This window comes from Thioclava sp. F36-6 (assembly GCF_002020305.1).
GTDB lineage: Bacteria > Pseudomonadota > Alphaproteobacteria > Rhodobacterales > Rhodobacteraceae > Thioclava > Thioclava sediminum.
On record NZ_MPZX01000003.1, the window covers coordinates 46,708 to 66,147 of the forward strand.

Here is a 19,440-nt window from a genome sequence, read left to right on the forward strand (position 1 = left end):
CTTTACTGCCGCTGCGCGACCAGCTGCGGCGCGGGGCCGAGCGGCACCGGGCCGAGGCTCATCTGCCCGTCCTTGAAGACAAGCGGCACTTCCAGCGCGCCATCGGGGTTCTTCGCGGCCAGCATCGCGCCGATCCCGGTTACGAGCTTCATCTGGTCCTTGCCGATCAGACCCATGCTCTGCGCGATGCCGACCCAGTTGCGCCACGAGGCAGAGCGGATCGTCAGCGTGCCGTCGGGATAGCCCGAGGGATCGACCGTCAGGTTGCCCTCGACCGAAACATCGTTGCCGCCCCAGCTCAGCGAAAGGTCCGAAACCGAGAACGTCATCAGCCCCGGTAGGCCCGCTTCCAGCGCGGTCTGGTCAATCGGCTCGCGCGTGCCCATGAGCGCGTCGAAATGGATGCGTGCGATGGTGTCGGGCAGCTTGCCCTTCGGGTCGACCCGCTCCAGGAGATCGGCCGGGAGTTTCAGCGACTTCGCCTCCGCGCCCAGACGATAGGCGGCGGCGGGCATCACCAGATCGGCGGCTTGCGCCGAGCCGCCGAGCGCGCCCTGCGCCTTGTCCTTGCGCTCGATGGCGAGGCGCAGCTGATCGGCCGAAAGCGCGGGGGCCGTCTCGCCCGCGGGCGTCAGCACCGGCGCGGAGATCACGGCAATCGCCCGCTCCAGCGGCAGCGCGGTCGAATAGCCCACCGTCAGCGAGGCGCGCATGTCCTCTTGCGTCAGCTTGTAGCTTTGATCGCCCAGTTGCAGCGACTGGCCCGAGGGCAGGTAGGCGATCACTTTATTGGGTTCGTATCCCAGAGCGAAGAGCTGCGCAAAGGGCGCGCTCCAGTGCCACAGGCCGCCCTGATCCTTCAGTTCGGGCTTGTCGAAGGTCAGATCGAAGCGCGAGGGGAAGCCCGCCAGCGACACCGATTGCGCATCGCCCCAGCCTTCCTGCCGGGCCTGCGCGAGCATGTCGCGCGCGCCGTTTTCGATCTTATGCGCGCCGTAAAACCAGTAGCCGCAATAGGCCAGCGTCGCGACCAGCACCAGAATGATCAGTTTGCGCATCTTCGCCTCTTTGCAAATCGGGTGAACCCCATGTAAGCCGTGTTCTCATGCAGGACCAGTGCGACGACAACAGGATCTGGGTCTTCGGCTACGGCTCGCTGATCTGGAACCCCGGCTTCGATTTTGACGAGCGGATGCTCGCCCGTGCGCCGGGTTGGGAGCGCAGCTTCTGCCTGCGCTCGCTGGTGCATCGGGGCACGCCCGAAGCGCCGGGGCTGGTGCTGGCGCTCGACGAGGGGCAGGGCGCTTGTGCGGGGCTCGCCTTTGCAGTGAAGCCCGGACAGGAAGACGCGGTCATGGCCTATCTGCGCGAGCGCGAGCTGGTCACCTCGGCCTATCTGGAACGCGAGGTCGACGTCGATCTGAATGACGGGCGGCGCGTGCGCGCGGTCACCTATGTGATCGACCGCCATCACGATCAGTATTGCGGCGGGCTTTCCGATGACGAGCAGGCCCGGATCATCGCCAGCGCCACCGGCGGACGCGGTCCGAACCGCGATTATCTGTTCAATACTGCCCAGCATCTGCACGAATTGGGCATCCCCGATCCCCATCTTGATGCATTGGTGGCACGGCTGCACGACTTGTCGTGATAGCCCTTGGCGAAGGGCTGCACCCTCGCTAGGCTCTGCGCAAACAGGCAAGAGGGGCAATAATGGAAGAGCCGATCCGGCTGGAGCCGCAATTCTCACAACCCGTGCGTCAGGTGATCCTGATGCTTCTGGTGCTCGGCTTGGTCGCTACGGGGGGCTACTTCGCCTATTCGCGCATCTTCCCGATTTTCCTCGCCAATCCCTGGCTGAACGGGGTGATCCTCGCGGTCTTCGTCTTCGGCATCCTCGCCTGTTTCTGGCAGGTGGTGCAGCTGGTGAAGGCGGTGAACTGGATCGAAAGCTTCGCCGCTGACCGCCCGGGTCGTCCGCAGGTGCGCCCGCCGTCGATGCTGGCGCCGCTTGCGTCCCTTCTGGGCTCGCGCGAGGCGCGCCGCGCGGTGTCCTCCTCCTCGGGGCGCTCGATCCTCGAATCCGTCGCGACCCGGATCGACGAGGCGCGCGACATCACCCGCTATATCGCAGGGCTGCTGATCTTCCTCGGCCTCTTGGGGACGTTTTACGGCCTCGCTACCACCGTGCCTGCGGTGGTCGAGACGATCCGCGCACTGGCGCCCAAGGAAGGCGAGAGCGCGATCGGCGTGTTCGACAACCTGATGACAGGTCTGGAGGCGCAGCTGGGCGGCATGGGCACGGCGTTTTCCTCGTCGCTCTTGGGTCTTGCGGGCTCGCTGGTGGTGGGCTTGCTGGAACTGTTCGCGAGCCACGGTCAGAACCGGTTCTACCGCGAGCTGGAGGAATGGATTTCCTCGATCACGCGGCTTTCCTTCACCGCGCTCGAAGGGGGCGATGGCGAAGGCTCGATGGTGGCGGGCGTCCTCGATCACATGTCCGAGCAGATGGACCAGATCCAGACGCTGTTCGTGCGCTCCGATGCGGGGCGCGTGCAGACCGAAGCACGGATCGCGCATCTGTCGAACGCCATTCACGACCTGTCGGAACGGCTCTCGGCGGAGATGGATGCGCGGCACCGCCAGCAAGGCGCGCTGCAGCAGATGGCCGAGGGGCAGGAGCGGCTGATCGGCGCGCTCGATCACCTCGCGCAGCGCACGGCCGAGGGCGCTCCCGAGGCGGAGGCGCTGATGGAGACCCGGATGCGGTTGCGCTCGATCGACCAGCAGATGATGCGGATGCTCGAGGAAGTCAGCGCCGGGCGGCAGGAAAGCATGGCCGAGCTGCGCCATGACTTCGCGGGGCTCACGCGCGCGATCCTCGGCTACAAACCGCATCGCGAGGATTAATTCATGGCTCTGGCACGGCGCGGCGGCAATCGGTTCTCGACCAATATCTGGCCGGGTTTCGTCGATGCGATGACGGCGCTTCTTCTGGTCCTCATGTTCGTGCTGTCGATCTTCATGATCGTGCAATCGGTGCTGCGTGACACGCTGAGCACCAAGGAAGGCGAGCTGATCCAGCTGAACGAACAGGTGTCGAACCTCGCCAAGGCACTGTCGCTGCAACAGACGAAGACGCAGCAGCTGACCGGCGAGTTGGAGAATGCGAAGGACAAGGCCGACCAGCAGGATTCGCTGATCGCGACGCTGACCTCGCAGCTCGATGACCGCAAGGCCGCGCTGGCCGATGCCAAGCAGAAGATCACCGAATTCGAGGCCCGCGTCGCGCAATTGGTGGGCGAGCGCAACGCCGCCCAGCAGGATGCGAGCGCCAAGGCCGACGAAATCCGGCTGAGCAAGGAGACCATCGCCGATCTGCGCGACAAGCTGACGAAATCGGGTGATGAGGTCGCGGCGATGACGCTGCAGCTCGAAGAAGCGCGCAAAAAGGCCGAGGACACGCTGACCAAGCTCGCCGCCGCGCAGACCGCGAAAGACGATCTGGAAAAGCAGCTCGGCAAGCAGCTGTCCGAGGCCGAGAAGCAGGCCGCGCTGAAAGCCACCGCGCAGAAGGCGCTGGCCGATCAGCAGGCGATCTCGGAAGGGGCGCAGAAGAAAGTCGCGCTGCTCAATCAGCAGGTCGCGGCGTTGCGCAGCCAGCTCGCGCAGCTGCAAAACGTGCTCGACGAGGCGCAGCAGAAGGATGCCGCGGCCAAGGTGCAGCTCGATAATCTCGGCCAGCAGCTGAACGCGGCGCTCGCCCGTGCGGCCTCCGAGGAAAAGAAACGCGCCGATCTGCAGGAGAAGATGCGCAAGGAGGCCGAGGCCAAGGCGAAAGATCTGGAGAACTACCGCTCTGAATTCTTTGGGAAGCTGTCGCAGCTTCTGAAGGGCAAGCAGGGCGTGAAGATCGAAGGCGACCGCTTCGTGTTCTCCTCCGAGGTGCTGTTTGCGCCGGCCTCCGCGACGCTGTCGGATGCGGGCCGCGCGCAGATCAAACAGGTGACTTCGCTCCTCGACCAGCTGCGTGGGGAAATCCCGGGCGACATTCCGTGGATCATCCGCGTCGATGGTCATACCGACGACACGCCGCTGTCGGGGCAGGGCGAGTTCAAGGATAACTGGGAGCTGAGTCAGGCCCGCGCGCTGTCGGTGGTGAAATACATGGTCGAGAGCCTCGGCTTCCCGCCGCAACGCCTCGCCGCCGCCGGTTTCGCGCAGTTCGACCCGGTGAACACCGCCGACACGCCCGAAGCGCGCGCCCAGAACCGCCGGATCGAGTTGAAGCTGACCGAGCGCTGAGGCAGGCGTCGGTCCGCTGATCTCCGTCAGCCAGTCGACAAAAGCGCTGAGCCGCCCTTCGGCACTGCCCTGCAAGCTGCGAAATGAGTGCGCCCCGATGACAAATGAAAAGGCTGCCGGGCCAAGCTCCGGCAGCCTTCTACGATAATTGCGTCTGCCGAGGGCCGCGAAGCCCCCGGCTGCGTGCTTATTTCGCGATCCGGTCGAGGATGCGCGCCCAGGAGCGGATGCCCTTGTGGAAGCTTTTGACGTCGTATTTCTCGTTCGGCGAGTGGATCGCGTCGTCATCGTTGGCGAAGCCGATCAGCATCGCGTCCATGCCGAGGATCGACTTGAAGTAATAGCCGATCGGGATCGAGCCGCCCATCCCGACGATGACCGCCTCGCGGTTCCATTCGTCGCTCAGCGCCTGACGCGCGGCTTCGAATTCGGGGCGCGACGTGTCCATCACGGAAGCCGGTGCGCCGTCGAGATCGCCGTCCCAGGTGATGCGTGCATCGACCGGCAGGCGTGCCTCGACATGGGCGCGCAGCGCCTTGCGGATATGGGCGGGGTCCATGTCGCCCACGAGACGGCAGGTGATCTTGCAATGCGCCTCGGCCGGGATCACGGTCTTCGAGCCCGCACCCTGATAGCCTCCCCAGAGACCGTTGATCTCCAGCGTCGGGCGTGCCCATTGCTGCTCCAGCGTCGAATAGCCTTCTTCGCCATGCGGCACGGTCATGCCCGCGTGCTGAAGGTATTCCTTCTCGTCGAAGCCGCAGGTCTTCCACGCTTCGAGCTGCTCGGCCGGAACTTCATGCACGCCCTCGTAGAAGCCATCCACCGCGACGCGGCCCTGATCGTCATGGAAGCTCGCGATGATCTTGGAAATCTCGCGCAGCGGGTTCAGCGCGGGGCCGCCGTAATGGCCCGAATGCAGATCGATGCGCGGCCCGTGGAGGGTGAATTCTTCCTTCAGCATGCCGCGTAGGCTGCCTGCGATCGAGGGCACGCCGGGCGAGACCATCGAGGTGTCGCAGATCAGCGCCAGATCGGAGGTCAGCTCTTCGCGGTTGTTCTCGAGAAAGGGCACCAGCGAGGGCGAGCCCGATTCTTCCTCGCCTTCAAGAAAGATCACAAGATTGCCAGGCAGCTCGCCGTTAACGGCCTTGTAGGCGCGGCAGGCCTCGATGAAGGTCATCAGCTGGCCCTTGTCGTCGGACGCGCCACGTCCGCGGATGACGCGACCGTTCTCGGTGTCCTCGATCTGCGGCTCGAAGGGGGGCGTATTCCACAGCTCCAGCGGGTCCACCGGCTGCACGTCATAGTGGCCGTAGAACAGCAGGCGCGGGCCCTCGCCCTTGGAATGCGCAACCACCATCGGATGACCCGTGGTCGGGCGCAGTTCGGCGTCGAAGCCCAGCGATTTCAATTCCTTGACGAGCCATTCCGCAGCTTCGTGGGTCTCTTCGCGATAGGCCGGATCGGTCGAGATCGAGCGGATTTTCAGCAGCTCGAAAAGACGGTCCATTGCGGCATCCAGGCCGCTATCGATTTCGGTGAGAACCTCGTTCAGTGCCATGCAGGCCTCCTTTATTTTGGCCTCAGCCTAGGGCTGCGCGCGGGACTGTCCAGAGGGGGTGACGCGAGGGCGCGACAAATTGCGAAAATTGAATGTTTGCTTTTCATGACTATTTGCGACATTTTTGCCCTTCAGGGAGAGGAATTTGACATTTATCAATGTCGCGCTTTGTGGTGCCCGGTAGGGCAGACCCAGCGAACAGTCATGCAAGGGAAGCACGAGATGGATTACGACCGCGCACTCGATCAGGCGATTGACAAGCTGCACGAGGAAGGCCGCTATCGCGTCTTCATCGACATCGAGCGCGAGAAGGGTAATTTTCCCCATGCCGTCTGGACCAAGCCGGACGGGTCGAAGCAGGACATCACCATCTGGTGCGGCAATGACTATCTGGGCATGGGCCAGCATCCGGTCGTGCTGGCCGCGATGCACGAGGCGTTGGACGCCACCGGCGCAGGCTCGGGCGGGACGCGCAACATCTCGGGCACGACGGTCTATCACAAGCGTCTGGAGCACGAGATCGCTGATCTGCACGGCAAAGAGGCCGCGCTGGTCTTCTCCTCGGCCTATATCGCGAATGACGCGACGCTGAGCACGCTGCCCAAGCTGTTCCCCGGCCTCATCATCTATTCCGACGAGCTAAACCACGCCTCGATGATCGAAGGCATCCGCCGCAACGGCGGCGCCAAGCGCATTTTCCGTCACAATGACGTCGAGCATCTGCGCGAATTGCTGGCCGCCGACGATCCGGCCGCGCCGAAGCTGATCGCCTTCGAGTCGGTCTATTCGATGGATGGCGATTTCGGCCCGATCTCCGAACTGTGCGATCTGGCCGAGGAATTCGGCGCGCTGACCTATCTCGACGAGGTGCACGCAGTCGGCATGTATGGCCCGCGCGGGGCCGGTATCGCCGAGAAGCTGGGAGAAATGGACCGGATCGACATCTTCAACGGCACGCTGGGCAAGGCCTTCGGCGTGTTCGGCGGCTATATCGCGGCTTCGGCCAAGATGGTCGATGCCGTGCGCTCCTATGCGCCGGGCTTTATCTTCACCACCTCGATCCCGCCGGCGGTTGCGGCTGGCGCTGCCGCGTCGATCGCCTTCCTGAAAGGCGAGGGCGGTCAGGAGCTGCGCGACAAGCAGCAGCTGCACGCGAAGATTCTCAAGATGCGCCTGAAAGGTATGGGCATGCCGATCATCGACCACGGCTCGCATATCGTGCCTGTGATCATCGGAGACCCCAAACATACCAAGGCCTTGTCGGACATGCTGCTCGACGAGTTCGGGGTCTATGTCCAGCCGATCAACTTCCCGACCGTGCCCCGCGGCACTGAGCGTCTGCGCTTCACGCCCTCGCCGGTGCACGACACCGGTATGATTGACGGTCTGGTCAAGGGCATGGACGCGCTTTGGGCGCGCTGTGAGCTAAATCGCGCCGAAGCCAGCGCGTAAGCCACATAGGCGCGTGCGCGGCTCGCTTGCTTGTGATAAGCCTTTGTTAATCGAAGGGGCTATTGGCTCCGAATCGACGCAGGCGGGCAACGGCAGGGACAGGCAGCATGATCGGGCGAAGGGCTAAACCTTCGACGGGGGACGAAGTCAAACCTAAAGGGTTCGACGATTTCGAACTTCGTCTTGGCGATGTGATGCGCGGCGAGCGGGCGACGCTCGCCAAATCGCTCCTTGATGTCCAGCGTGAACTCCGGATCAAAGCGGCCTATATCGCGGCCATCGAAGCCTGCGACGTCGAGGCTTTCGACACGCCTTCCTTCATCGCGGGCTATGTGCGCTCCTACGCGCGCTATCTCGGTCTTGACCCGGAATGGTCGTTCCAGCGCTTCTGCAACGAGGCTGGCTACTCGCCCGCCCATGGCATGTCCGAGGCCGCCTCCGGCCCGAAGCCGCAGCGCGACCCGAAAGATATGGCCGAGGCGCTCGCCAATCCCGCCTTCATTCCGCGCAAGGAATCGCTCTGGACCAAGATCGAGCCGCGTGCCGTCGGTGCGCTTTTCGTTCTGGCGCTGATCGGTGGCGGTATCGGCTATGGCGGCTGGACCGTGCTGCAGGAAGTGCAGCGCGTGCAGCTGACGCCGGTGGATCAGGCCCCCGGCGTGATGGCCGATCTCGACCCGCTCGACTCGGTCAAGGACGGACCCGAAATGGCGCAGGCCGACGACACGCTGCCCGAGGTCAACCAACCCGAGCGCTCCGCGCGCATCTACCGTCCGGCGGCGCTCGACGCGCCGGTTCTGGTCTCGCGCGACGGGCCGATCGCTTCGATCGACCCCAATGCGACCGGCGCGCTGGCCGGGCAGGGCGTGGGTGCAGCCGCTCCGGGCCTGACGCCCAATCTGATCGGTCTGGCGCAATCCAACACCTCCCCGAACACGCCGCAGGGCACGCAGCTCGCCTCGGCGGCGGGCCCCGAGAACAATATCCAATCCGCCGTCGCCAAGGCGCTGGGAGCGGATCAGCCCGATGTCGTCGTGCTGGCCGTGCGCCCGTCCTGGGTGCGGATCAAGTCTGCCGATGGCGCGACGCTGTTCGAGAAGGTCATGGATGCGGGCGAACGCTACGTGCTGCCCAAGCTCGAAGAAGCGCCGACGATGCGCACGGGCGAATCCGGCGCGATTTATTTCGCGGTCAACGGCGTGACGCATGGCCCGGTCGGCAAGCGCGGTCAGGTCACGAAGAACATCAAGCTGTCGTCGGCCGCGCTGGACGAGGACTATCCGGTTGCCAATCTCGCGCAGGACAAGGACCTCGCGAAGATGATCGCCGTGGCCGATGCGGGCGATGCCGCCGCGCCGGCGCAGACCGACCAGCAATAAACCGCAGATCACGATCCGCCCCGGCCCGTTGCACCGCAGCGGGCCTTGGCGTATCAGGAGCCGAGGTCTCGAAGGAGCGTTTGCATGTCTCTCAACCCGGTCCGTCCGTGGCGCAATATCTACCGCCGCAAGTCTCGCCAGATCATGGTCGGTAATGTCCCCGTCGGGGGCGATGCGCCGATCTCGGTGCAGACGATGACCAATACCGACAGCTCGGACGTGCGCGCGACGCTCGATCAGGTGATCCGCGCGGCCGATGTCGGCGCGGATATCGTGCGTGTCTCGACCCCGGACGAGTCCAGCACCCGCGCCCTGCGCGAGATTTGCCGCGAGAGCCCGGTGCCGATCGTGGCGGATATCCATTTCCACTACAAACGCGCGATCGAAGCGGCGGAGGCGGGGGCGGCTTGCCTGCGCATCAACCCCGGCAATATCGGCGATGAGAAGCGCGTGGCCGAGGTCGTGCGCGCCGCCAAGGATCACGGCTGTTCGATCCGGATCGGCGTGAACGCGGGCTCGCTCGAGCGGCACCTGCTGGAGAAATACGGTGAGCCGTGCCCCGACGCGATGGTCGAGAGCGCGATGGACCATATCCGCATTCTCGAGGATCACGATTTCCGCGAATACAAGATTTCGGTGAAGGCCTCGGACGTGTTCCTCGCTGCCGCTGCTTATCAGGGCATCGCCGAGGCGACCGACGCGCCGATCCACCTTGGCATCACCGAGGCGGGGGGCCTGACCTCCGGCACGGTGAAATCCGCGATCGGGCTGGGCAACCTCCTGTGGATGGGCATTGGCGACACGCTGCGGGTCTCGCTCTCGGCCGATCCGGTCGAAGAGGTGAAGGTCGGTTTCGAGATCCTGAAGTCTCTGGGGCTGCGCACCCGCGGCGTGCAGATCATCTCCTGCCCGTCCTGCGCGCGTCAGGGCTTCGACGTGATCGCGACCGTGGCGGAGCTGGAAGAACGGCTCGAACACATCAAGACGCCAATCTCGCTGTCGATCATCGGCTGCGTCGTGAACGGTCCCGGCGAGGCGCTGATGACCGATATCGGCTTTACCGGCGGTGGTGCCGGATCGGGCATGGTTTACATGGCCGGCAAGCAGGATCACAAGCAGTCCAACGCGGATATGATCGACCATATCGTTGAATTGGTTGAGAAAAAGGCTTCCGAGATCGAAGCGGAGAAAGCCGCCGCCGAATAAGCGGAAAAGTGCCGCAGCGCCCCCGAAATCGGCCCCTATCACGCTGCCGTGATAGGGTTCCGGGGGAACGAATTGGCGCCCCTCCACATTTCCCTCCCCACAACGGAGAGAGGCCGTCCCTCGTGGCGGTCAGGGTAATAAAGGAGGTAATTCCAATGACCCGCAAGTTCGCAACTATCCTCGCTGCTGCCGCCAGCACCACGATGATCGCCGGTACCGCTTTTGCCGAGACCAGCCCGCCGCTGATGGCCACCGCCCAAGGCGAGTTCGATATCCATGCCGGGGTCGAGGCCTCGTCGAAAACGATCGCGACGGTCTCCGACGGCACCATCGTTCCGGTGGAAGGCTGTCTGCCTGATGGCACGATCTGTCAGGTGACTTTCGATGGTATGAATGGCTATGCGCCCGCAGGTCAGCTGGGTGTGATGGTCGATGGCCAGATGGCGCTTTTGTCGACCGGCCCGCAATCGGTCACCGTGAACCAGATCCAGGTCCCGGGTGATAACGCCAACAAGGATGGCCAAGGCGCTGCGGCACTGACCGGTGCAGCTGCTGGTGGCGCAGCCGGTGCGGCCGTGGGTGGTCCCGTGGGCGCCGTCGTCGGCGCGCTGATCGGCTCGGCCGGTGTGGGCGCTGCGGCCAAGCCCGAGCCCACCACGATCACCTGGGTCGAGAAGCACCCCGTCGCGCCGGTCTATCTCGACGGGGAAGTCGCGACCGGCAAGGTCATTCCGGACATGGTGACGCTGACGCCGGTGCCTGACAGCACCTATGCCTATGGCAACATCAACGACAACACGGTCTTCGTGAACCCTGATAGCCGTGCGATCGTCTACGTCGTGCCCGCCTCGTAAGGCTCGATGACAAATACCACCAAGATAGCCGGCGCCTCACCGCGCCGGCTTTTTTATCGCGGCAAACATTTTGCACGCAGTCCTATCCGGTTCGCAGCCCAACGCGATCGACTTGCCGCGTCGCGGGCCTCGGCGAGCGGCATGGTCCTCGCCGCGGTCGAGCGCTCCGGCTATTGAACCGGGCCAATCGTCAACTCGCTCGCGGAAGCGCGTCTCGGTCCTCCAGAACAGCGGGAGATGTCGAGAATTGCGTCACGGCTTTGCGGAGTGCCTCGGCGAGGTCGTCGAGCATTTTGCTTGCAGCGGTGGTTTCTTCGAACATCGCGACATTCTGGCGGGTGGCGTGGTCGAGCTGTTCGACCGAGCCGTTGATCGCTGCGAGGGTGCGGGACTGCTCCTCGGAGGAGCGGGCCATCTGGGCGACGCGCTGCGAAATCTCTTCGACCGATTTCACGATGCCTTCGAGCGAGGCGACGGTCTTGCTGACGAGTTCGACGCCGGTGCTGACCTGTTGGCCCGAGGCTTCAATCAGTGCGGTGATCTCTTTTGCGGAGGCGGAGGAGCGCTGCGCGAGGTCTCGCACTTCAGAGGCGACGACGGCGAAGCCGCGACCGGCCTCACCTGCGCGGGCAGCTTCCACACCAGCGTTGAGCGCAAGGAGGTTGGTCTGGAAAGCGATATCGTCGATCACCGAGGTGATGCGCTCGATCTGTTTCGAACTGGTTTCGATTTCGTTCATCGCGCGGATCGACTCGCTGACCACCGCAGCGCTTTCCTTGGCGACGGTTTCCGCATTGCTGGCCGCACTCGCAGCTTCGGCTGCCATTTTCGCGCCCGATTGCACCGAGGAGGTCAATTCGTTGAGCGAGGCGGCTGCGTCGGCAAGGGTGCCCGATTGCTTCTCAGCCCGGGTGGAGAGCGCGGCCGAGGCAGCGCTGATCTCGCCGATCTGTTGGCGGATGTCGACGCTGTGGCCGGTGACGAGGGCGATGGCGCCTTCGAGTTGCTCAATCGCCGTGTTAAAATTGACGGCGAGCCCCGCGTAATCCGCATCCACCTCACCGAGCCGGGCCTTGAGGTCCTTGCGCGAGAGCTGTTGCAGTGCGATTTCGAGCGCCTCGACTACGCGAGTCTGGCGCGCTGTGGTTTCGGCGCGTTCCTGGGCGAGATCCTCTTCGGCCAGGCGAGCGAGGCGGGTCGCTTCTTCGACCTCGCGCGCGTTGCGTTCCGCATCGATGCGCAGCGCCTCTGCCTTGTGGGCGGCCTCGCTGGCGGCGTCCTGCATCTGCTGGGCGCGCGTGGTCTCTCCCTCCGCTCGACGACGGGCTTCGTCGGCTTGGGTGGTGGCGTCGATCGCCTCTGCCACGCGCTCTTCCATCGAGCTTTCCATGCGGCGGCGGTTGAGAACGGCATAGACGAGCACCGCCGTTTCGATCGCGACGGTCGCGCCGTGGAAAAGCGACCGCGAGACATTTTCCCAGATATCCGCGCTGGGATAGATCAGGCTGGGCATCAGGACGGAGAGCGCGAGGTGGTGCACCACGATGGTCGCTGCGGCGAAGAAGATCGCGCGGTTGTCGACCATCACGATCAGCACGGCCATCAGCGCGAAAAACGAAAGGTGCGCATCGATTTGCCACGGATGCCCGGAGAGTGCGGCGGTGAGGGCCACGGCCTGGCCGATCACCCCTTGCGCGAGGATGGTGTTGCCGCGCCGCCGATCGCGCATCCGCCACCCGAGCAGAGCGGCAGAGGCGAAGACCCAGGCGGTCACGCTGGCCACGAGGAAGGCATTGCCCACCAGATAGGCGGTTGCCGTGACGATGGCGGCCATGGCGACTGTTCCGAAGGCCAGCAATTTCCGCACCTGGCGCATATGCGCGTCTTTTTGTGGCGCTTGCACAGTGGTCGGCCCAGCGGTGTTCCCGTCAATCATCAGAGGTCCCTCAAATCTCGGCCGCCCCGCAGAGCCAGGCCATTTTCTTGGCGTCGAGAACGACCCATGCGCCCGCCGCCCGCAGCCGGGCGAGCGTGCCCGGCGCATCCGCTGCTGCGAATTCCCCCAAGGGCGCGCGCACCGGTCCCACGGGGTGCGCCCCTGCGGCGGCGATCACCGGATCGGCGGCGCGCCAAGGCGGGACTACCACGAGGTAAAGCCCCGGTCGGTCCTCTGGCAGCATGCCGAGGGCGGCGATCGGCGCGCAGAGCACCGAGAGGGTCATAAGCAGCAGTTCGAGTCGCATCACAGTCCTTTTCGAGGGCAGGCTACGCCCGATCCATTAACGGCCCCCTAAGACGTGAAAACTTCGGACTCGCACGGTAAACGACATGAAAACGCCGCCCGGATCGCGATTGACCCGGACGGCGCTTGCTATCTTAAAAATCTCAATCCAAAGAATGCCGTGCGCGGCGTTCTTCAGATGCGGATCACTCGGCGTTGCGCTCTTCTGCTACCATTTTCGCCATTGCCGCTTCGGGCGCGTAGCCGCGCAGCAGCTGCCCGCCGATCACGAAGGCCGGGGTGCCCGAAATCGCCATGCGCTGTGCCAGCTGGTAGTTCTGACGCAGCACCTCGGTCACCTTGTCATCGTTCATCTGCTTCAGGATCGGATCGGGGTCGAGGCCCTGGTCCTTGGCGAACTGGCTCAGGCTTTCGACGGTGAGATTGCCGCGGGCCTTCATCAGCGTGTCGTGCATCTTCGCATAGGCGTCGTCGCCCTCGATCTGCTTCGTTGCGACCGCGAAGCGCGCCGCGAGTTCCGATTGCTGCCCGAGGATCGGGAATTCCTTCACGATGAAGCGGATATTGCCGTCCTTCGAGATCAGGTCTGAGACGTCGTCATAGGCTTTCTTGCAGTAGGTGCATTTGTAATCCATGAACTCGACGACGGTGATGTCGCCATCGGGATTGCCGCCGACCCAGCTGTAGCCGTCCTCGAAGATATCCTTCGCATTGGTCTTGATCAGCTGCGTGTCGTTATCGGCCTGCTGCGCCTGCTGCTTGGCTTCCAGCTCGTTGATTGCCTCGACCAGAACCTGCGGATTGGCCATCAGGTACTCGCGCACGGCGTCGCCGAAGGCGGATTTCTGGCTGTCGGACATGTTGGCGAAGTCGAAATCCTGCGCGGCTGCCGGGGTGAGCGGGGCGGCCGTGGCGAGCGCGGCGAAGGCGGTCGCGGCCAGAAGCGTGCGGAGCATGGGCGTATCCTTTGGATCGGGTCCTGTTGGTTCGCAAGCAACCTGACCGCTCGGGCGCGCGGGATCAAGAGGGCGTTAACGCGCAGGACGCGGCTTCATCGCGAGGCGCGCGGCGACATATGCGTGCATCGACGCCGCATTGACGCTCGGGTGGCTTCGGCCTAACCCCTTGGGCGAAATCTCAAGCGGCAAGGAGTTGGCAGGATGCGGCAGTCGAAACGCGGGCAGGTGGAACCGTTCATCGCGATGGATGTGCTGCGCATGGCGGCAGAGGCGGAGGCTGCGGGCCGCGACATCGTGCATATGGAAGTGGGCCAACCGGGCACCTCCGCGCCGAAAGCCGCCAAGCGCCGTCTGGCCGAGGCGCTGGAGAGCCAGCCGATGGGCTACACGGTGGCGCTGGGGCTGCCCTATCTGCGCGAGGGGATCGCGAAGCTCTACAAGCGCTGGTACGACATCGATCTGGATCCCGCGCGCGTGGTCATCACGTCGGGCTCGTCCGGGGCGTTCCAGCTGGCCTTCACGGCGCTGTTCGATGTGGGCGACAAGGTGGGGCTGGGCGAGCCGGGCTATCCGAGCTACCGCCAGATCCTCAAGGCGCTCTCGATTGAGCCGGTGGGCATTCCGACCGAGGCGCAGAACCGCTACCAGCCGACGCCCGAAGAAATTCCGGACGATCTGGCCGGGCTGATCGTGGCCTCGCCGGGTAACCCGTCGGGCACGATGCTGGGCAAGCCGGAGCTGCAGGCGCTGATCGAGCATTGTCAGGCCCGCGACATCGCCTTCATCTCGGACGAGATTTATCACGGGCTGCAATATGAGGGCCGTGCGGTCTCGGCGCTGGAGGTTTCCGACGACGTCTTAGTGATCAATTCCTTCTCGAAATATTTCTCGATGACGGGCTGGCGCGTGGGCTGGATGGTGGTGCCGGAAAGCCATCTGCGCACCGTGGAGCGCCTCGCGCAGCACATGTTCATCTGCGCCCCCCATGCGAGCCAGGTGGCGGCTCTGGGCGCGCTGGAGAGCCTCGACGAGATGGCCGAGAATGTCGCGCGCTACGGGCAGAGCCGCCAGATGCTGCTCGAAGAGCTGCCGAAGATGGGCTTTACCCGGATCGCGCCGCCCGATGGGGCGTTCTACCTCTATGCCGACGTGTCGGAGCTGACTGAGGATAGCGCCGCTTTCGCCGCGGAAATCCTCGAGAGCGTCGGGGTGGCGGTCACGCCGGGGATGGATTTCGACCCCCATCGCGGCGCGCAGACCATCCGCTTTTCCTATGCGCAAAGCCCCGAGCGGGTCGCCGAGGGGATCAAGCGGCTGCGGAGCTTCATGGAGAACCGCTGAGGTTGCGATGAGGGGCGCGCCCGACCCTTGGGTGGGCGCGCCGCCTCGTCGGTGGCTGGGCGCCCGCGCCAACGTGCCCATTCGCCCTTTGCTCCACGCGAACCCGGCCGCTATAGTGCCCGCAAAACGAAAGCGCATAAAAACGGGGCGCGTATGATCGGGCGGTTTATTCTTCTTCTCGCGATGTCTCTCGCGCTGGCTCTGCCTGCGCGGGCGCAGGACTTGTCTGCCTTGGCGCAATATGCGCCCGACCGCAGCCAGATCGCGCAAAACGGCGACAAGGTCGCGATCACGCTCGGGATCAGTCAGCCCGTGCCGTATCGCGCTTTTCTGCTGGCCGATCCCTACCGGCTCGTCATCGATTTCCGCGAGGTGAATTTCGGCGCCAACCCGCCCGAAAATCTGCTGAAAGGCAGCGATGAGATCAAAGGGCTGCGCTGGGGCAAGTTCCGTCCCGGCTGGTCGCGCATGGTGGCCGAGCTTACCCATCCGATGCGCCTCGTCACTTCGGAAGAGCGCACCAAGGGCGACCCCGAGATCGCGCTGACGCTGGCGCAGGTGCCGGCGGCGAAGTTCACCCCGCGCAAGGGGGCCGCCGATTCCGCGCTGTGGGATCTGCCGCAACCCGCGCCGACCGTCGCGCCGCATCGCCGTCAGGACGGGACGCGACCGCTGAAAGTGGTGCTCGATCCCGGCCATGGCGGCATCGATCCGGGGGCGGAGGATGGCGGCGCGCATGAGGCCGATATCGTGCTGGGTTTCGCCCGCCAACTGCGTGACGCGATGCGCCGGGCAGGGATGCAGGTGGTGATGACCCGAGATCAGGACGTGTTCGTGCCGCTCGAAACCCGCGTGACGGTGGCGCGGGCGTCGGGCGCGGATCTCTTCATCTCGCTCCATGCCGATTCCATCGCTGAGGGGAAGGCGACCGGCTCCACCATCTATCGGCTCGCGGATCACGCCGAAACCGAGGCGACCCGCAAGCTCGTGCAGCGCCACGACCGCGACGATATCCTCGCGGGCGTCGATCTGAACGGGCAGGGCGATGCGATCACCCATATTCTCGTCGATCTGGCGCGGCGCGACACGCAGCCGCGCTCGGTCCGGCTGTCGCAGGTGCTGGCGGGCGCGATCAAGGGCGCGGGACTGCATATGCACAAACGCCCGGTGCAGGGCGCGAATTTCTCGGTGCTGAAATCGCCCGATATCCCTTCGGTCCTCGTGGAACTGGGCTTCCTGTCGTCTCCCGCCGATCGCGCGCGGCTCAAGGATCCCGATTGGCGCGCACGAATGGCCGAGGCGATCACGAAAGGCGTCGAGACATGGGCGCAGGGCGATGCGGCGGAAGCGAAGCTTTTGCGCCAATAATCGCGTTTTGTTCCCGGTCTGACGCGCGGTCATCCGCCCATTGAGCGGGATTGTGACCATGCGGAGTCTTCTCGGAAGCGTGAGCGCACATTACTTTGACCGTCACGAAGGCGCGATGTATAGGCTGGCGCGATGGGGTGATCTGCCCCGAGGCAAGGGGTGTATCTGTGATCCGTTTCATTCTCGGCTCGATCGGCGGCGTGTTTTCCTGGGTTGTGACCGGGCTGTTCTTTGCCGCGCTCACCATCGGGGCGATCTTCTGGATCTATTCGCGCGATCTGCCGAGCTACGACCAGCTTGCGCAATACCGCCCGAAGACCATTTCGCGCATCTATAACGGCGACGGCCGCCTGATCGACGAATTCGCCGAGCAGCGCCGCCTCTTCGTGCCGATCCGCGACATTCCCGATCGGGTGAAGGGCGCCTTCGTCTCGGCCGAGGACAAGAACTTCTACATCCACCCCGGTTTCGATCCGCGCGGGATCGCGGCGGCGATGTTCACGGCCGTGAAGTCGGGCGGGCGCGACGTGCGCGGTGCTTCGACGATCACCCAGCAGGTGACGAAGAACCTGCTTCTCTCTGCAGACCGCTCGGTGGAGCGCAAGATCAAGGAACTGATCCTGTCCTCGCGCATCGAGCATGTGCTGAGCAAGGACCGTATTCTCGAGCTCTATCTCAACGAGATCTATCTCGGCCAGAACTCCTATGGGGTCGCTGCTGCCGCGCAGACCTATTTCAACAAGCCGCTCGCCGATCTGACGGTGGGCGAGGCTGCCTATCTCGCGGCGCTGCCGAAGAAACCCGCCGATCTGCATCCCGTGCGCGACTACAAGACCGCCGTGGATCGCCGCAACTACGTGCTGCGCCGGATGTATGAGGATGGCCGGATCGACAAGGCGACGATGGAGGCGGAGCAGAACAAGCCGCTGAAATCGGTGCAGAACGGCGATTACGCCCCGTTCCGCGCGCAGCTTCCGCCGCGCGACTATTTCACCGACGAAATTCGCCGTCAGCTGTCGAAGAGCTTCGGCGAAGAGGAATTCTTTGGCGGCGGCCTCACGATCCGCGCGACCGTGAACCCCGATCTGCAATCCCATGCGACGAAGGCGCTGCAACATGCGCTGGAGAAATACGACCGCGAGCAGGGCGTCTGGCGCGGCACCGGGGCGAAGATCGCCGAGGACAAGCTGAAGAACGAGGCCGACTGGCGCGCCGCGCTCTCCGATGTCTCGACCGCGAAAGCCCCGCGCGACATCGACGGCTGGCACCCGGCCGTGGTGCTGGGCTTCGAGGGCGGCTCGGCCCGCATCGGCATCGAAGGCATCGAGGAAGACAAAGACGGCCACTGGATTCCGCCCGAGGACGTGACCTGGGCGCGCAAGCTGAAGGATGACGGCAAGCTTGGTCCGCGCGCGAAACAGGCGCAGGACCTGCTGGAGACCGGCGATGTGGTCGAGGTCCGCGCGATGACGAAGGATAGCGACGGCTCCTTCATCCGCTGGACGCTGCGCCAGGTGCCGAAGGTCGAAGGCGCCTTCATGGCGATGGACGTGAATACCGGCCGCGTGCTGGCGATGCAGGGCGGCTTCTCGTATCAGTCCTCGGTCTATAACCGCGCCACGCAGGCGATGCGCCAGCCGGGCTCGAACTTCAAACCATTCGTCTATGCGGCGGCGCTGGATTCCGGCTTCTCGCCCGAGACGATCGTGGTCGACGCGCCGATCGAGATCAACACGCCCCAGGGCATGTGGCGCCCGAAGAACGCGTCGAACAAATATTACGGCCCGACGCCGATGCGCACCGGGCTCGAGCATTCGCGGAACCTGATGACGATCCGGATCGCGCAGGAAATCGGCATGGAGACGGTCGCGGCCTATGCCGAGAAATTCGGCGTCTACGACCATATGCGTCAGTTCCTCGCCAATGCGCTCGGCGCGCAGGAAACGACGATGTTCCGCCTGATCTCGGCCTATGCGATGTTCGCCAATGGCGGCGAGCGGGTGGAGCCGACGCTGGTCGACCGCGTGCAGGACCGCTATGGCCGCACGATCTACCGCCACGATCAGCGCAGCTGCGCCAATTGCGAGGATCCGAACCTGCCCGAGGGGCAGGGGCCGAAGATCGTCAGCCACCGCGACCAGATCATCGACCCGATCACCGCCTATCAGATGATCTCGCTGATGGAGGGTGTGGTGAAGCGCGGCTCCGGCTACGGCGTCGACCTGCCTGTTCCGATCGCGGGCAAGACCGGCACCACCAACGACGCGAAGGACGTGTGGTTCACCGGCTTCAGCTCGAACATCGTGGCCTCGTGCTACATGGGCTACGACAACCCGCGCAGCTTGGGCCGTCACGCCTATGGCGGCACGCTCTGTGTGCCTGTGTTCAACGAGTTCATGCGCGAGGCGATCAAGGAATTCGGCGGCTCGAAATTCAAAGTTCCGCCGGGCGGCACCTGGGCGAAGTTCAACCGCTATACCGGCGAGCGTCTGTCGGATTCCGCCACCGGCGAATTCGTGCAGGCCGAATATCTGCGCCCCGGTCAGGACATGTCGGGTCTCGGCTCGCTGGTCGTCGATGGCGGCTTCGCGATGGGCTCGAACCTGCCGCTGTTTGCGCAGGGCGAGCGTGACGATGCGGGCTCCACGACGGTCACCACCTCGACCGGCCAGCAGAAGGTCATCCCGAAGAAGAAGGCCGATTTCGGCTCGCTCTCGGCAGGCGGCCTCTACTGAGCGCGCCGCGCGTCACAACCGACAGACATTAAAAA

The 19,440-nt window shown here is 64.5% G+C and carries 15 protein-coding genes; 10 read left to right on the forward strand and 5 right to left on the reverse strand.

Features of this window, described 5'->3' with window-relative positions; all coding sequences use genetic code 11:
• Nucleotides 1-2: 2 nt before the first annotated feature.
• Entirely contained in the window at nucleotides 3-1,058 is a 1,056-nt protein-coding gene (locus BMI88_RS14490) for a DUF2125 domain-containing protein (protein ID WP_078549909.1), read from the reverse strand.
• 47 nt (nucleotides 1,059-1,105) lie between these two features.
• On the opposite strand from BMI88_RS14490, the gene BMI88_RS14495 reads away from it, so the two are divergent.
• The 3 genes from BMI88_RS14495 (at nucleotide 1,106) to BMI88_RS14505 (ending at nucleotide 4,305) form a co-directional block, all read left to right on the forward strand.
• On the forward strand, nucleotides 1,106-1,651 hold the full coding sequence (locus BMI88_RS14495; RefSeq protein ID WP_210402038.1) for a gamma-glutamylcyclotransferase: 546 nt from the start codon (nucleotides 1,106-1,108) through the stop codon (nucleotides 1,649-1,651).
• 62 nt (nucleotides 1,652-1,713) lie between these two features.
• Nucleotides 1,714-2,910 (forward strand): biopolymer transporter ExbB, encoded by a 1,197-nt coding sequence (locus tag BMI88_RS14500; protein ID WP_078520972.1) that lies wholly within the window; start codon nucleotides 1,714-1,716, stop codon nucleotides 2,908-2,910.
• A gap of 3 nt (nucleotides 2,911-2,913) precedes the next feature.
• Complete coding sequence (locus tag BMI88_RS14505) at nucleotides 2,914-4,305, forward strand: peptidoglycan -binding protein (protein ID WP_078549911.1); 1,392 nt, start codon at nucleotides 2,914-2,916, stop codon at nucleotides 4,303-4,305.
• A gap of 187 nt (nucleotides 4,306-4,492) precedes the next feature.
• Here BMI88_RS14505 and BMI88_RS14510 read toward each other — a convergent pair whose 3' ends face one another.
• Complete coding sequence (locus BMI88_RS14510; protein ID WP_078549913.1) at nucleotides 4,493-5,869, reverse strand: dipeptidase; 1,377 nt, start codon at nucleotides 5,867-5,869, stop codon at nucleotides 4,493-4,495.
• Nucleotides 5,870-6,091: 222 nt separating this feature from the next.
• Between BMI88_RS14510 and hemA the strand changes: the two genes are divergently transcribed.
• The 4 genes from hemA to BMI88_RS14530 all read left to right on the forward strand — a co-directional run bounded on the left by hemA (nucleotide 6,092) and on the right by BMI88_RS14530 (nucleotide 10,760).
• Nucleotides 6,092-7,321 (forward strand): 5-aminolevulinate synthase, encoded by a 1,230-nt coding sequence (gene hemA / locus BMI88_RS14515; protein WP_078549915.1) that lies wholly within the window; start codon nucleotides 6,092-6,094, stop codon nucleotides 7,319-7,321.
• Between the two features lie 107 nt (nucleotides 7,322-7,428).
• Nucleotides 7,429-8,700, forward strand: coding sequence for a helix-turn-helix domain-containing protein (locus BMI88_RS14520; protein ID WP_078549917.1), 1,272 nt, complete (start codon nucleotides 7,429-7,431; stop codon nucleotides 8,698-8,700).
• Nucleotides 8,701-8,784: 84 nt separating this feature from the next.
• Nucleotides 8,785-9,906: a flavodoxin-dependent (E)-4-hydroxy-3-methylbut-2-enyl-diphosphate synthase gene (gene ispG / locus BMI88_RS14525; RefSeq protein WP_078549919.1), complete on the forward strand. Its 1,122-nt coding sequence runs from the start codon at nucleotides 8,785-8,787 to the stop codon at nucleotides 9,904-9,906.
• 155 nt (nucleotides 9,907-10,061) lie between these two features.
• Nucleotides 10,062-10,760: a DUF1236 domain-containing protein gene (locus BMI88_RS14530; RefSeq protein WP_078540526.1), complete on the forward strand. Its 699-nt coding sequence runs from the start codon at nucleotides 10,062-10,064 to the stop codon at nucleotides 10,758-10,760.
• A 190-nt stretch (nucleotides 10,761-10,950) separates the two neighbouring features.
• Here BMI88_RS14530 and BMI88_RS14535 read toward each other — a convergent pair whose 3' ends face one another.
• From BMI88_RS14535 to BMI88_RS14545, 3 genes are all read right to left on the reverse strand, one after another.
• Nucleotides 10,951-12,636, reverse strand: coding sequence for a methyl-accepting chemotaxis protein (locus tag BMI88_RS14535; protein WP_168173997.1), 1,686 nt, complete (start codon nucleotides 12,634-12,636; stop codon nucleotides 10,951-10,953).
• A 70-nt stretch (nucleotides 12,637-12,706) separates the two neighbouring features.
• Nucleotides 12,707-13,003 carry a hypothetical protein gene (locus BMI88_RS14540; protein ID WP_078549922.1) on the reverse strand — a complete coding sequence of 99 codons (297 nt, stop codon included), beginning with the start codon at nucleotides 13,001-13,003 and terminating at the stop codon, nucleotides 12,707-12,709.
• A 184-nt stretch (nucleotides 13,004-13,187) separates the two neighbouring features.
• Nucleotides 13,188-13,958: a DsbA family protein gene (locus BMI88_RS14545; protein WP_078549924.1), complete on the reverse strand. Its 771-nt coding sequence runs from the start codon at nucleotides 13,956-13,958 to the stop codon at nucleotides 13,188-13,190.
• Nucleotides 13,959-14,162: 204 nt separating this feature from the next.
• On the opposite strand from BMI88_RS14545, the gene BMI88_RS14550 reads away from it, so the two are divergent.
• The 3 genes from BMI88_RS14550 to BMI88_RS14560 all read left to right on the forward strand — a co-directional run bounded on the left by BMI88_RS14550 (nucleotide 14,163) and on the right by BMI88_RS14560 (nucleotide 19,405).
• Complete coding sequence (locus BMI88_RS14550; protein WP_078549927.1) at nucleotides 14,163-15,302, forward strand: aminotransferase class I/II-fold pyridoxal phosphate-dependent enzyme; 1,140 nt, start codon at nucleotides 14,163-14,165, stop codon at nucleotides 15,300-15,302.
• A gap of 153 nt (nucleotides 15,303-15,455) precedes the next feature.
• On the forward strand, nucleotides 15,456-16,670 hold the full coding sequence (locus BMI88_RS14555; protein WP_146673595.1) for an N-acetylmuramoyl-L-alanine amidase: 1,215 nt from the start codon (nucleotides 15,456-15,458) through the stop codon (nucleotides 16,668-16,670).
• 167 nt (nucleotides 16,671-16,837) lie between these two features.
• Nucleotides 16,838-19,405 (forward strand): PBP1A family penicillin-binding protein, encoded by a 2,568-nt coding sequence (locus tag BMI88_RS14560; protein ID WP_078549929.1) that lies wholly within the window; start codon nucleotides 16,838-16,840, stop codon nucleotides 19,403-19,405.
• Nucleotides 19,406-19,440 lie beyond the last annotated feature (35 nt).